Consider the following 14259-nt stretch of genomic DNA (forward strand, 5'->3'; position numbering starts at 1 on the left):
CTAGTTATCCACAGACCCGCATCTAAGACTCGCTCACCGAGACCACTGTGTGCTTAGCAGCATCTTGGGAGCCGGTGACGTCGATACGCTCTTGGTCGAACATGGTCGCCAAAAAGTCCGCCACCCACTGCAGTAGTTCGACGTCGCGCAAGTTGGGCTGCCCAGCACCCCGGCCGGCCTTGGGGAACGGCAGGTTGATGGCCTTCGCGGCCGCGCGGTAGCTCGCCCCCGGGTAGCGGCGCTTGAGGCGCACCTGCAGCGAGTCGGTGAGCTCCACCGGGTGAACCTTGATGCGGGTGCCTTGGACCATGATGTCGGCGACGTGCGCGCGCCGCGCGAGGTGGCGCACGCGCGCGACAGCGATCAGCCGCAGCACCTCTTCGGGCACGGGCCCGTAGCGGTCGACCATCTCCTCGATCACGCGCGCGAGATCATCTTCGTCCTTGGAGGAGGCGATCTTGCGGTAGATCTCGAGGCGCAGGCGCTCGGAGTTGATGTAGCTTTCGGGGATGTGGGCGTCGACGGGAAGGTCGATGCGGATTTCCTTCGGGCCTTGGTCGGTGGCGTCCATGACTTCGCCTTTGGCCATGGCCTTGAAGGTTTCGACGGCCTCCCCCACCAGCCGGACGTAGAGGTCGAAGCCGACGCCGGCGATGTGGCCGGACTGTTGCGCGCCGAGGACGTTGCCGGCGCCGCGCATCTCCAGGTCCTTCATGGCGACGGCCATGCCGGCACCGAGGTCGTTGTTCTGGGCGATAGTGGCAAGCCGGTCGTAGGAGGTCTCGGTGAGGGTGTGGCCCTTGGGGTAGAGGAAGTAGGCGTAGCCACGCTCGCGCGAGCGGCCGACGCGCCCGCGGAGCTGGTGCAGCTGGGACAGCCCCATGCGGTGGGCGTTTTCCACGATCAGGGTGTTGGCGTTTGCGATATCCAGGCCGGTTTCGACGATGGTGGTGCAGATCAGGACGTCGTATTCGCGGTGCCAGAATCCTTGGACGGTGCGCTCGAGCAGCTCCTCGCTCATCTGGCCGTGGGCGACCACGACGCGCGCTTCGGGCACAAGGTCGCGGATGTCACGGGCGCGGGATTCGATGTCGGCGACCTTGTTGTGGATGAAGAAGACCTGGCCGTCGCGCAACAGCTCGCGGCGGATGGCGGCGGCGACCTGTTTGTCCTCGTAGGCGCCGACGTAGGTGAGCACGGGGTGGCGGTCTTCGGGCGGGGTGAGCATGGTGGTCATCTCGCGGATGCCCGACATGCTCATCTCTAAGGTGCGCGGGATCGGGGTGGCGGACATGGTGAGCACGTCGACGTCGGCCTTGAGCGCCTTGATGTGTTCTTTGTGCTCGACGCCGAAGCGCTGTTCCTCGTCCACGATGATCAGTCCGAGGTTCTTCCAGCTCACTCCGGTCTGCAGTAGGCGGTGGGTGCCGATGACGATGTCGATGCTGCCGTCGGCAAGCCCGGCGAAGATCTTCTTCGCCTCGGCCGGGGTGCTAAAGCGCGACAGCTCGCGGATCTCGACCCCGAAGCCGTCCATGCGCTCGGTGAAGGTGTTGAAGTGCTGCTGGGCGAGCAGGGTCGTCGGCACGAGGACGGCGACCTGGGTGCCGTCCTGGACAGCCTTGAAGGCGGCGCGCACCGCGACTTCGGTTTTGCCGTAGCCGACGTCGCCGACGATGACGCGGTCCATCGGCACGGTCGATTCCATGTCCTGTTTGACGGCCTCGATGGCGGTCATCTGGTCTTCGGTCTCGACGAAGGGGAAGTCATCTTCCATCTCCCGCTGCCAGGGGGTATCGGGCCCGAACTGATGCCCCGGCGCGGACTGGCGCTTGGCGTAGAGGTCGACGAGCTCGCCAGCGATCTCGCGCACCGCGGCGCGCGCCTTGCGTTTGGTGTTCTTCCAGTCGCTGCCGCCCATCTTGGACAGGGTGGGGGATTCGCCGCCGGTGTATTTGCTGAGCAGGTCGAGCGATTCCATCGGCACCCACAGCTGGTCGGCGGGCTGGCCGCGTTTCGACGGCGCGTATTCCAGCACCACGTACTCGCGCCGGGAGGTCTCGTCGCCGGCGTGAATGGTGCGCTCGGCCATCTTCACGAACTTGCCGATGCCGTGGGTCTCGTGCACGACGAAATCCCCGGCCTTCAGCGCGAGCGGGTCGACCTTGTTGCGCCGCTTGGCGGGCCGGCGTTTGGCCCTGGCGATGTCGCCGACGCGGTTGCCGGTGAGGTCGGTCTCGGTGATGACGACGGTGCGTATCCGCGGAAAGCTCAGGCCCGCGTGGCTGAGGGCCTGATACAGGGTGATCTCGCCGATCGACGGCCGCCAGCCGGGCGTGGCCACGCGCGCGGAGACACCGGCCTCGCGGAAGCGTTCGGCCATGCGCTTGATGGTGGCTTCGGCGGGGGCGATGAAGGCGGCTGCTCCCCCGTCGGCGAGGTGGGCGCGCAGGGTGGCCATCATGGCGTCGATCTCGCGCAGATCGCCGCGCGGGGTGGGGCCGGGCTCGTAGTCGAGCGGGAGGGTTTCGGTCTCGTCGGCGGCGAACATGCCCGGCGCGGCGAAGGTCCATACGGGGCCGCGGGCGGCGTCGATGAGCGACTCGAAGGAGCGGTAGCTGGAGGCGGAGACGTCGAGGTCGGCGGAGGCGATGGGGCCCTCGGCGCCCATGGCGGCGGCCTCCCAGCCGGCGTTGAGAAATTCGGCGTCGGTTTCTTCTAAGTCGCTGATGCGCTGGCGGACTTTTTCGGGATCGACGAAAACCAGATGGGTGGTCGGGTCCATGAGCTGGTCGATGGTGGTCATCTCCGCATCGGTGAGCACCGGGATCAGCGCTTCCATACCGTCGGCGGCCACCTTGTTGCCGATTTTGCTGAGCAGTTCGGCCAGCGCCGCGTTGCCGGCGTGGTCGGGCGCGAGTTCGCGGGCGCGGGTGGCGACGGCGTCGTCGATAAGCAACTCGCGCGCGGGGAAGATCTCGACCTCGTCGACGGTGATCTCGGGGTGCGCGCGCTGGTCGGCGACGGAGAACTGGCGGATTTCGGTGATCTCATCGCCCCAGAACTCGACGCGGACGGGGTGATCGGCGGTGGTGGGAAAGACGTCGAGGATGCCGCCGCGCACGGCGAACTCGCCGCGGCGGCCGACCATGTCGACGTGCGAGTAGGCGCGGAAGGTGAGGGCGTCGGCCAGCTCGGTGAGGTCGAACTCGCGCTCTTCGGCAAGCACGATCGGCTCGCATCCGGCGGCCTCTTTGAGCACCGGCTGCGCGAGCGCGCGGGCGGAGGCGACGACCACCTGGTAGTCCGGCAGGTGATGCAGGACGCGGGCGCGGGTGCCGACGATATCCGTCCCCGGCGACAAACGCTCATGCGGCAGGGTCTCCCAGGCGGGGAACAAGGCGACCTTCTGCCCCATGATCGCGGCGAGCTCGGCGTGGAGGTCTTCGGCCTCCCGACCGTTGGCGGTGACGACTATCACCGGCGCCTTGCTGGCTAAAGCCGCCATCGCCCACGGGCGTGCCTGGGGGATCGCGGTGACGTGCAGGCGGTTGTGCCCGGCCGAATTCATCAGCCCGGCGAGCTTCGGATCCTCGGCGATCGCTCCGGCGAGACCGGAAAGCATCGGGGTGGCCACTAGTTGTTGTCCTCCTCATCCTCACTGAAGTCGCGCATCTTCGGCGTATTTTCCATGCCGGACAGCCCGTTCCAACACAGGTTCACGATGTGCGCAGCCACCGTCTCTTTATCCGGCTCGCGCTCGTCGAGCCACCACTGCGCGGTCACCGAGACCATGCCGACCAGCGCCTGAGCATAGATGACGGCGAGCTGGGGATCGAAACCCCGGTGCTCGAACGCCCTACCCAAAATATGCGACACCTGCCCCACGGCAGTGTTGAGCAAGGTGCCATAGGAACGATCGGCCTCCCCTTGGGCGGAGTCACGCACGAGGATGAGGAAGCCATCGGTTTCCTCCTCGACGTAGGTGAGCAGGGCGAGCGCGGCCTTCTCGATGCGCTCGCGCCACCGGCCCTCGCTGATCGCGTCGGTGATCAGCGACTCCAGGCGCAGCATCTCGCGGTCCACGACCACCGCATACAGCCCTTCCTTGCCGCCGAAGTGCTCGTAGACCACCGGCTTGGACACTCCGGCCCGCGAGGCGATCTGTTCGACGCTCACCCCCGCGATACCCAGCTCGGCAAACAAGGCTCGTCCGATAGAAATGAGTTGTTCACGACGCTCGCGCCCCGTCATTCGCTGTCGACTCATGCCCCAGACACTACCCCTGCAGCTTCATCCGCTAAGCTGTCGAGGTGCAGTTCCCCATGGTGTAATGGCAACACTACGGTTTTTGGTACCGTCATTCCAGGTTCGAGTCCTGGTGGGGAAGCTTTTTGTTTCACCCCGCTACCTGTGTTTTTGCTGGTGGCGGGGGTTTATCAATTTATCGAATGTGGCTGGGTGTGGCTGAGTGTGGGGTCAGATGTCGTGGAAATGTCGTGGGATTTCCGGGGCTCCGAAACGCAACATCCCGCACCCACAGCAGAGCTGGAAGGTTAGGCCTTTCCTGACATATAGTCGGCGCACCACTTCAGGGTGGTGCGGTACGTCTTACCGTGCTTGATAGCGCCGAGCTCGCCGCGCCTGATTTTCTGTGTCACTGTCCATCTGGACAGTGCGAGATATTCGGCGGCCTGGTCTGTGATTATCCACAGGCCGAGCGGTCTGTATGCGCCTCGACCTGAAGGAATCCGCCCAGGGCGGTGTCGGCCCGCACGGCCTGTGCATCGGGGCGACTGGCTCCGGAAATCCACACCCCCGTTTGGTGTACCGATAGCGTGTAGTCAACCGAACGTACACAGTGTCACGAAACTGCCCGTTGACCGCCACGAGAACCGCCTATGCTGACGGTTGTGGTGACAGTCGGTTCACCATTTCCATTGGATGGCGAGTAGGAGCCAGAAATGTCTATTACTTTTCCCGCCGAGAGGGTTCTTCGGTGGCTAGCGGACCAGTCCGACCAACAGATCTCGGCGGTGCCGACGGACGCGATTCCACCCTTCGAAAGTTGGTTGTGAGGCTAGGTGTGCGGCATGCCCGTCGAGCCCCTCTTCACGAAATCGTTTTCAGGTATCGTCGATTTAAGGAATCCCTCTGATCAAGGAGTTGCAATGACTGACAACTGGACGCGTGTGGAAGGCACCGGATGGATCGAGTTGAAGGGATTCGGCAAAATCAATCCTCGCCAGGACAACGTGGCAGGTGGACGGACTTTCTTCACAGCGATGACAGATCAGGATGAATACGCTTTGGCTCACGGTGAGCACGTCGGATGGGGTCCCGAGACGTGGTCCTTCGAGTTCGAGGAACCCTTCTTCCTGTCCGACTCTTCAGGAAAGAACTGCATCGAAATCGTCATTTCGCCGGGCAAAGGCGGTAAATATGCAATCCGCTTCCGCCCCGGGCAGCTGCCGCAGGCAAGCGGCGGAGCGTGGTAGTTCGAAAAACCACCGCCACCGGCGTACACGCCGACTGAAACCACCGCTTCCTTTAGCGAGCTATCCGCCTATCACGACGCCGTTGTTCTGTTGAAGGTTCTACGAACTGAATCGACTGCTACTCAGCAGGCCGTGAGGGTGACTGCTCGTTCCCTGATCGACGTCACCCAGCACGGTTTCACCCTCTGGAGCAGCATCGAGTCCGGTAACAGCCTTATGCTCCTCCGCTGCAGTTAACCCAGCATTCATTCTTATAGTGCTGTTGATCCAGTCAGCCCTGGATGCAATATTGGTGTGCCACATCAGCATGTCTTTTCCGTCCACGCAGGACGGGTTGTAACCCCCTCCCGTATGGATCGCATAGATGGTTGACCCGATATAAACAGGTGCCCCCGAGTCACCACTACATGATCGCGATGCGGTTGCAGACTGCGCTTCGAACAGATCGGTATAGACTGCGGACCCGAAATCTATCTCGCCACGATGAGCGACAATCGTCGTGGTGGCAGACGACGCATAGTCGTGGATCTCTCCGTACCCCGTCAGTGTTGCCTGCTGGCCTATGTCGAGCGGATCCTGCGCTACATCAAAAGTATCCGCATCAATTCCCGGCCCCACCTCAATCAGAGCAACATCATCTGTATCCGACAATGTGTAGATCCCGGCGATCCCAGCCCGCTGCCCATCAAACTGCTCTAAGTAACCATCCATCGACGGGTTCTGAGAGACGCAATGGTGCGCAGTAAGCCAAAACCCATCCCCCACATAACTCGCAGTGCACTCCCTACGGACCTGAAGTGAAGCATCTCCGCTGGATGAGGGTATAACCTGCCACAAGGCGGCAATTCGATTGTCCATAACAGGAGTAGTGCTTGTCGCCTGCAGCGACGGCCAATCATCCGCCACAGCGTGAGGCAACCCAGTTACAACGCCCACAACAGTAGCGGCAGCCAGCAGGAATCTGCCGCATTTCCTCTCGACCCTCATATCCCCAACACTCTTTCTCGCCACAATAGGTGCAGTTTCCACTTAGTTAACATCTGTACGGCTCGCACTGCAGCACTGAAAGACAACTTGTAGCCTAAGGACAGCCAGCGCACACCACAACACCAAACGCCTGCACTCGAGGTGCGGCTATCGTTCGCCGAACGCCTTTGAATCTTCCGAAGCAACTATGCTCAAAACCGCATCTTGATTAAAACTCCGTGTCCACTTTCCGGGGTTCAGGCCCATATTTCTATCATGCGATTTCCAGCAATGTGAGGAGAGGCTATTTCTTGGCTTCTCCCGTCCGATCTCTGTGGCGTTTTTTAATTGGGAATCTAAGCAAGAAGTATGCCGATAGAACGAGGCCGAAGCTTAAACTCACAACAACCCAGGAGTCCTCATTCCCTATGCTGAAAAAAACAAACAAGAGGTAAAGCGCTAAGGCCGGTATTACAAGTATTGCTGTGAATGTTAGAAACCTTGTCATTAATACCCTAACCCTAACAGTATCTATTCCAATCAATATGAGTACCACCTATAGCAGCTCCGATAGTACATGCTGTAGCGGTGATTGGTCCGCCAAGACCGCAATAGAATCCAGTTACTACCGCTGCGGTGCCTGCTCCTACATAGCTTTTCCAGCAGGGATCGTTTTGAAGTGACGGAAAGTTGTCGTACTTATCAGCCTCGTCCTGTGGCACAACTTCCGGTGAACCTGTAGATGGATGGAGTAGGAGCGCTTTTCCCTCTAGATTCGCCGCTATTTCTTGCACGACGACCGTAGGGGTGCTCGCTGCAAGACGCTGTCGATCCTCTATTGAAAAATCAGAATACTTATCAAAATATTCAACTAGCGCTGAAGAATTTTCAATGATAGAAATATTTTCCTGATATTGAACGGGATCTTTCGCAATCGCTTCTTGCAGATCAAAAGTTTCGTACTCTTCCTGCGCAGAGTCTAGAATTTTCTGTTTCTCGCTTTTGGTTTCTGAAACGGTCTGCGAGCATGTCTCGCTCTGGTCGACGGGCTGGGTGACAGAACTTTCCGGGGAAGCGGTAAGCAATGCAGCGCTAGACGATTGGGCTGCGGCAGTAGCTGGGGGGGAATGCGATCAGACAAGCTGCACCTGCGACGATCACTGAATTACCTTTTAGAATACGCATTCTACTCCTTGTATTAGGTGTGTAGAGGAGTCTAATTGTAACTTTTGACTCCTGTTGGTCTGTTATTTAGGTCCAATTCCTGCAGGGCAGTGCTACTCCCTGCAACTTGTCTTAATGCTCTGGATATTAAAGTGCGCTCCGCACTTTGGTGACCAGTAGGTCATACTACCTTTGTAGACGTTGTAGCGTCCGAACTCCACCGATACAGCGCAAGAGCCCTTTTCTTGTTGCCGTCTGCAGCAGAAAGATATGGGGCCATCCGAGCTGCCCCTAGGGCGCCAACTACCGTGTCCCTCGTGGCTGATTTCATAACGTAGATACTGCCACAGCAATCATGTAGAGCAGCCCAAGCACTAATCACACCACCTAACCGATGGCAGCGAACACACAGCCCTGCCATCGGCAAAGCCAGCATTTCATATCCCCTAGGACACCATGCTGGAGCTAATAAATACCGTTGACTGGCTCCAGATGATTAGGCATTCTGGGGCCTCCTTTCTTTTTATGCTGCGTTGTCTTGTACCTGGTCGAACCAGGCTGCGAGGTAGTTCTGGTCGCCCTGGAGTGCGCTGACGCGGAGTGCGACCTCTGCGGAGACGGGGTAGCCGGCGCGTACCTTTGCGAGGTCGTTGCGGCGTACCCCGATGAACAGTGCGAGCTGTTCGTCGGTGGTGAGGTTGCGTGAGCGCATGATTGCTTCGAGCGCTCCGGGGTGGAAGGTGTAACGCGGCTTGCTTAGTGCGTTCATGTAATTCCCTCCTTGTCATTCATTTATTGTTCCGGTGCTCTGCCATGCGCCGGTGTCCCTAGTTTGGGCCATGCGTCCCGCTAATGCAACCCTCGCACCACGCCATACCCCGCCCGTCACCCCCGTCAACACACTTGTGCTGCACAGATTGCCGCGATCACACAGTGTCCCTATAGTGGGACACATGGACATTGAGAAGTGGTTCACCGACCTGACGGGCAACGCCTCACTACGCGAAGCTGCCGAGACGAGCGGCGTCTCAAAGAGCACCCTTTCCCGCAACCTCGACGCTGGAAGGATGACGCCGGAGACGATCATCACCCTCTGCCGTGCCTACGGCCGCTCCCCTGTCACCGGACTCGTCGAGACCGGCTACATCGAGTCCTACGAGACCGACGGCGTCTCCGTCCCCTTCGCCCTCGAGCGGGCGACGAACCAGCAACTCCTCGACGAGATCATGCGCCGCTCCGACCCCGAAGCGCGCCACCTGTTCGGTGCAGACGAGGGCACCATCGGACTCGCCCCGGACGCCGAAGTGTTCGACTTCCCCACCCCCGATGTCCACCTCGGTTCCTATGCTGCTGACGACAGCCCCAACGAACCGGAGGAAGGAGATGAAGGTTTCCACGACGGACCCTGAGAAACTCGCACACGAACTCGGGGTGACAATCTTCGAGCACGACACAGGCGAGAAAGGCCGCTACTACGGCTACGGAATAATCAGCCTCCGCCGCGGCCTCGGCTACCGCGCCCGGCGCTGCACACTCGCCCACGAGCTCGCCCACTACATCCTCGACCACAACCCCAGAGCCACCGGGTGGTGGAAGGAAAGGCAAGAAAACGCAGCAGACCAGTGGGCAGCTGACCTGCTCATCACCCCCGAAAGATACCGAGACGCAGAGAACACACACGGCCCCCACAGCGGAGCCATAGCATTGGAACTCGGCGTGACAACTCACGTCATCAACACCTGGCGCAACCACTACCAAAGGAAAACAGCATGAAAGACACAAAAATTTGGGACATGAACACTGGCAGGGCAAGCTAGGCGTAAATACTTAGCGTGTGGGTACGTTCTCGCGGAGGTAGCTTCGAGACGACTGAGCCCGTCAAAACCTCCCCCGCCACCCCCCGGCCGTAAGTATTATTAACCCGCCCACGATAGCCTCAATGACCGCAAAACAAAGGCCCTAACCGAGCACGGCATACTCAGTGTGACCGCGCCCAACACAGAAAGGAAAAGTAATCAGTGTCAACCCCGAACGGCCAGCAGCCGAACCCGCAGCCCAACAACCTCCCCGAAGGATACGAGATCCGGCAAAAGCGCCCCTGGTACAAGAAGCCCGGCTGCATCATCCCCCTCATCATCGTGATCATCATCCTCCTTTTCATGGGTGGATGCACAGCGCTTTTCGGAAAAGCCGCTAACGACGTCAACGAGGAAATGAACACCGAACGTGCCATCACCTACGAGGTTGATGGTGACGCCACCGGAGCCCTAGTCACCTTCATTAACACCGACGGCAACATGTCCCAAGAAAACGGGGTCGCCCTGCCGTGGAGCAAGGACGTCACCTTCACCGGCTTCGACCTTGCCCAGGTCTCAGTCACCAACGGAGTTGAAGATGAAGGGACCATCAACTGCCGCATCCTCTACAACGGCGAGGTCGTCACTGAAAACTCCGCGTCCGGCATGGGCGCGAGCGCTTCCTGCTCCATCGCGACGAGTGATATCGACACCGGAGAATAAACGAAACCGAGTTTCATGTGGCTGCGCCTCACACGGTGGACACCCCACCCAGTGGGGCGCCCTCTTTTTATACCCCAGTGCCCGGCGCGGACTGTCCATCGCCGAATACCGATCCACCCTCGCCCACGAACTCAACCATCCAAGAAGCCCCTTCACACGCGCTGGCGGTTCACCCCCTAGCCATCAACGTCATCATTTTCGGCGATGATGCCACTGACGACCACCCGACGTTTGAGATATAGCGGACTGTCAACTCGTCCGTGAGGACCCCTACCTATTTCATCAATGTTTCATCAATGCCCACTGATAGGGGCCTAATTTCCCGCCCAGCGACACGGAAAATACACTCGACACCATGATTCATGTACGACACCGCCATGCCGCCATTGCCGCGGCCACACTGGCCCTCGCCGCAAGCTTCGCCGCACCTGCGGCAGGAGCCAACACCATCCAATCCCCCTCCTACCCCGACCAACTCGGCGGCACGCCTCCCGCCGTTACCGCACAAGTCCGCGAAGACTCATCCAACCTCCCCGTCGTATGGGTAGGATCAGCCCTCGACTTCCCCGGCATCAACACCCGCGCCCGCTCCTACTTCGAGAAAAACGGCCTCCGTTTCTTCGAATGGGCACCACTCGCAGTCACCGCCACCGACCCCAACGTCGGCGTCTTCGATCACATCAATAAATACACACCCAGCCTCAACGCTTACATCGACGACGTGCTACGGCAAACCGGAGCACCCAAAGTCAATCTCGTCACTTTCTCCCAAGGTGGACTCATTTCCGCAGTATGGCAACGCCAAGGCAACAACGCCTCCAAGGTGGACAAAGTGGTCAACATCTCCGGTCTTGTCCACGGATCCCCCGCCGCCCAGTTGGCCAACCAACTCCTTCCCGGTGGCTGCTTGGGAATCGGAACCTGCCAAGACCTTGATCCCAACAGTGACGTCATCCACTTCATCACCAACCCCACCGAAGCGCTCCCCGGCATCGAATACCTCAACATCGATTCCCGCGCCGACATCGTCGCCGGTCCCTACACCAACAACCTCATGTTCGGTGACGGCGACTACCAGAATGTACTCATCGAGGACATGTGTCCCTTCCAACAGGTGGACCACCCGCTCATGGGTTTCCACCACGCGGTACATGAGATGATCGTGCAGTTCTTCCGGGGACAGGACGTCAAACCCCACTGCATACCGTAGCTGACAATCCCAGCCATCCTACCCACGTAGGATGGCTTTTCCTTTTGTCCCCCTTAACCTCGACATCACAGGAATCATGAATCACACTCAGCAGCCTGAATTCTGGCACACCATCAAACGCGTCCTCGCCATCGTGGTGATCATTTTCGGCTTCGCCGCCGCACTCACCGGATTGGGGCAGTCTGCCAGGGAATTCTTCGGCGTCATCTTTTAAGTTAATTGTATGCTTTTTATGTCGTGGATTTGTCGCGGAGTGTGGGCAAGTTTCGGCGTTTAAGCAGCTTAAATGTGGTTTTATTTCTAGGTTCGAGTCCTGGTGGGGAAGCTTGACGACGACCCGCCGGCCAGTGGTTGCGCTGGTCAGGCGCTAGTTCTCCTTAGTGAAGAACACGGCTGCTTTTCTTAAGAACTCGTTTTCGCGTTCCAGCTCGGCGATGCGTTTGGCCATCTCTGCAGGATCTGTGGAGTTCGGATCGGCTTTGCGCATGTGGCTTCCGGAGCCGGTGCCGAGGGTGCCTTGTTCCTTGGCGACCCAGCGGCCCAAGGTGGAGTCGCTAATGCCGTATTCTTGGGCGACTTCGGTCCGGGTTTTGCCGAGCTCGAGGACGGCATCGACGCACTGCTTGCGGAATTCTGCGGAATAACGAGAGGCCATGCCTACTCTCATTGCAGATGAGAGAGTTTCACTGCCCCAAAGAACCTTGGCGCCCTGCACAGCAGAGGAACTTCACAATGCTAGGGATTGGAACTGGCATCATCATCGCCGAAGACACCGGCGCCCGTCTCTGGAACGGCACCCAATGCGCCGACTACATCGGCGTCACCGCCCGCACCTGGTCCAACTACTACGCCAACGGACGCACGCCTAAACCCGTGGCTACATGGGGTAAGGCGGCACCACTGTGGGACGCCGAGGAGATCAAAGCCGGGCAAGCCAACCGTCCTGGCTCCCCGTGGTCAACGCTCCCACGAGCAAGCAGAGCGACTGATCAGCTCGCACTGGTCTTCTTCAGAGTCGCTGTTTTAGGAGTTCTGCGAGTATTTCCTGATCGAGGTGGCGAGGCACTTGCCCGTGATTGCCCAGGACTGTTTGATGATCTCGCTCGCTGTGGGGATGGGGAGGCACCGTCGCCTGACGGTGCGCGGCTGAAGGTATGCCATCACCCACTCACCTGGTCTTTCCTTGTTTTAAGGAGACTTCACCAATGAACCCAGCGGTTTACTTCACATCCACCAGTGTCTTCCCCGCATTCATCCGCCCTTCAGCATCTCAGGAAAGCTCGATCACTCCTCACTGACAGCACCACATAACTCGATAGCCGCCTAGTGCGGGCCGTGCCCACTCATGGGCTCTAGGGCGGCTTCTTCGCCGGGCTCGACGATCACGAATTGCCCCATCATGCCGTTGTCCTCGTGCCAGAGCATGTGGCAGTGATACATGTACGGCACGGTGGGATCCGGGTAGTAGCCGAACTCGACGGCCAGTCGCGCCGTGGCCCCCGGCGGCAAGGAGACGGTGTCTTTCCACCCGTAGGTGCCGATCTCTTCGACCTCATTATTGTCGATGCTCAGCACCCGGAAGCGGCTGTTGTGGATGTGGAAGTTGTGCGGCCAGTCGGGATTTTCGTTGGTGACGATCCAGACCTCGGGGTCCTGGTGGTCGATGGTGACGTCGACACGCTCCATGTCCATGGTCTCGCCGTTGATCTCGAAGGTGTTGAGCGCGAACTCGCGCTCGATGACGCCGTCGAGGTTGGGTTGCTCGGCGGCCGCTGGGTCGAGTTCGGCGGGCAGCGCCGCCGAGGCCGGCGTCCCCTCGGCCGGGCCGGTGATCTGCAAGAACTCGAACTCGTGCTGGAATCCGAAATCGGGGGCCTCGTCGTTGTCTTCGGGGATGCCGAAGTTTCCCTCCAGCGGCAGCGAGACCAGCGAGATCTCCTCTTCCGGCTCGAGGTCGACGACGATCTCTAAGCGCTCGCCCGGCCCGATGAGCGCGTGGGTCACCTCGTGCGGCTCGCTGAGCAGGCCGGAGTCGGTGGCGACGACGGAAAAAGCCCGCTCATCGCTCAACGCCAGGTTGTAGAAGCGCATGTTGGCGCCGTTGACGATGCGGAAGCGGACGCGTGAGGTCTCGGCGTCGAAACGCGCGTTGGTGATGCCGTTGACCACCGGGGTGTCGCCCATGAGCCCGAGGTCATCGTCGAGGGTTTCATCGAGCTCGCCGTCGTCGGTGAACTTGTGATCCATGATGACCACGGGGATGTCGTCTACGCCGTACTCATGGGGCAGGTCGAGGTTGTCGGAGACGTCGTCGTCGATAAGCAACAGCCCGGCCAGTCCCCGGTAGCAGTGCAGGCGCGTGCGCCCGTGGGGGTGCGGGTGGTACCACAGGGTGGCGGCGGGCTGGTCGACGCCGAAACGTGGGCTCCAGGTTTCACCCGGCTCGATCGGTGAGTGCGGGCCGCCGTCGGCCCAGGCGGGCAGTTTCATGCCGTGCCAGTGGATGGTGGTCATCTCGTCGAGTTCGTTGGTGATGTCGACCTCGACGTCGTCGCCGCGGTGCATACGCAACGTCGGCCCGAGGAAGTCACCGTTGAAACCCCAGGTGGAGGTGGTGGTGCCGGGCAGGATTTCGGCGCTGCCTGCCTGGGTGGTGAGGGTGAAGTGGCGGTGGCCGTCGACAAGCTTGCCCTCGTCGAGCGGCGGGATGGGCAGCGGGCGCGGCTCGCCATCGTAGCCGCGCGGCTGCGGTTGAGAGGTGCCGCACGCCGCGAGGACCGGGCCGGTGGCGGCGGCGAGGGCCATCACCGTCGCCGCTTTGAGAAATCCGCGTCGTGACATCGCTGCAGCCATCGTCAACACTCACCAATCTCATTCAGCCGAAAGTGCATAATTCAACCTT

General features: G+C 60.2%; 14 protein-coding genes. 6 read left to right on the forward strand and 8 right to left on the reverse strand.

Annotated features, from left to right (window positions below; genetic code table 11):
* Positions 1-22 precede the first annotated feature (22 nt).
* The 3 genes from mfd to C3B44_RS12190 all read right to left on the reverse strand — a co-directional run bounded on the left by mfd (position 23) and on the right by C3B44_RS12190 (position 4751).
* Positions 23-3625 carry a transcription-repair coupling factor gene (gene mfd, locus C3B44_RS07650; protein WP_108432610.1) on the reverse strand — a complete coding sequence of 1201 codons (3603 nt, stop codon included), beginning with the start codon at positions 3623-3625 and terminating at the stop codon, positions 23-25.
* A gap of 11 nt (positions 3626-3636) precedes the next feature.
* Positions 3637-4269, reverse strand: a complete 633-nt coding sequence (locus C3B44_RS07655; protein WP_108431860.1) for a TetR/AcrR family transcriptional regulator — start codon at positions 4267-4269, stop codon at positions 3637-3639.
* Between the two features lie 287 nt (positions 4270-4556).
* Entirely contained in the window at positions 4557-4751 is a 195-nt protein-coding gene (locus C3B44_RS12190) for an excisionase family DNA-binding protein (RefSeq protein ID WP_412841954.1), read from the reverse strand.
* A gap of 420 nt (positions 4752-5171) precedes the next feature.
* Between C3B44_RS12190 and C3B44_RS07670 the strand changes: the two genes are divergently transcribed.
* A complete protein-coding gene (locus tag C3B44_RS07670; RefSeq protein ID WP_108431861.1) occupies positions 5172-5498 on the forward strand; it encodes a hypothetical protein in 327 nt (108 codons plus the stop codon).
* Between the two features lie 99 nt (positions 5499-5597).
* On the opposite strand, the gene C3B44_RS07675 is transcribed toward C3B44_RS07670, so the two are convergent.
* From C3B44_RS07675 to C3B44_RS07680, 3 genes are all read right to left on the reverse strand, one after another.
* Entirely contained in the window at positions 5598-6485 is an 888-nt protein-coding gene (locus C3B44_RS07675) for a trypsin-like serine protease (RefSeq protein ID WP_108431862.1), read from the reverse strand.
* Between the two features lie 500 nt (positions 6486-6985).
* A complete protein-coding gene (locus C3B44_RS11660) occupies positions 6986-7549 on the reverse strand; it encodes a hypothetical protein (protein ID WP_146183467.1) in 564 nt (187 codons plus the stop codon).
* 602 nt (positions 7550-8151) lie between these two features.
* Positions 8152-8397 (reverse strand): hypothetical protein, encoded by a 246-nt coding sequence (locus tag C3B44_RS07680; protein WP_108431863.1) that lies wholly within the window; start codon positions 8395-8397, stop codon positions 8152-8154.
* A 184-nt stretch (positions 8398-8581) separates the two neighbouring features.
* Here C3B44_RS07680 and C3B44_RS07685 point away from each other — a divergent pair, with 184 nt between their 5' ends.
* The 5 genes from C3B44_RS07685 (at position 8582) to C3B44_RS11665 (ending at position 11571) form a co-directional block, all read left to right on the forward strand.
* Positions 8582-9037, forward strand: coding sequence for a helix-turn-helix domain-containing protein (locus tag C3B44_RS07685; RefSeq protein ID WP_108431864.1), 456 nt, complete (start codon positions 8582-8584; stop codon positions 9035-9037).
* A complete protein-coding gene (locus C3B44_RS07690) occupies positions 9012-9401 on the forward strand; it encodes an ImmA/IrrE family metallo-endopeptidase (RefSeq protein WP_108431865.1) in 390 nt (129 codons plus the stop codon). The genes C3B44_RS07685 and C3B44_RS07690 overlap by 26 nt, the downstream gene beginning before the upstream one ends.
* Before the next feature lie 245 nt (positions 9402-9646).
* Positions 9647-10147: an MmpS family transport accessory protein gene (locus C3B44_RS07695; RefSeq protein ID WP_108431866.1), complete on the forward strand. Its 501-nt coding sequence runs from the start codon at positions 9647-9649 to the stop codon at positions 10145-10147.
* A gap of 355 nt (positions 10148-10502) precedes the next feature.
* Positions 10503-11357 (forward strand): esterase/lipase family protein, encoded by an 855-nt coding sequence (locus tag C3B44_RS07700; RefSeq protein ID WP_108431867.1) that lies wholly within the window; start codon positions 10503-10505, stop codon positions 11355-11357.
* Positions 11358-11388: 31 nt separating this feature from the next.
* Entirely contained in the window at positions 11389-11571 is a 183-nt protein-coding gene (locus C3B44_RS11665; protein WP_146183469.1) for a hypothetical protein, read from the forward strand.
* Positions 11572-11724: 153 nt separating this feature from the next.
* Here C3B44_RS11665 and C3B44_RS07705 read toward each other — a convergent pair whose 3' ends face one another.
* Together C3B44_RS07705 and C3B44_RS07715 are read right to left on the reverse strand one after the other, a co-directional pair.
* On the reverse strand, positions 11725-12012 hold the full coding sequence (locus tag C3B44_RS07705) for a transposase (protein ID WP_235840437.1): 288 nt from the start codon (positions 12010-12012) through the stop codon (positions 11725-11727).
* 668 nt (positions 12013-12680) lie between these two features.
* Positions 12681-14198: a multicopper oxidase family protein gene (locus C3B44_RS07715; protein WP_108431868.1), complete on the reverse strand. Its 1518-nt coding sequence runs from the start codon at positions 14196-14198 to the stop codon at positions 12681-12683.
* Positions 14199-14259 lie beyond the last annotated feature (61 nt).

The organism is Corynebacterium yudongzhengii (assembly GCF_003065405.1).
GTDB classification, from domain to species: domain Bacteria; phylum Actinomycetota; class Actinomycetes; order Mycobacteriales; family Mycobacteriaceae; genus Corynebacterium; species Corynebacterium yudongzhengii.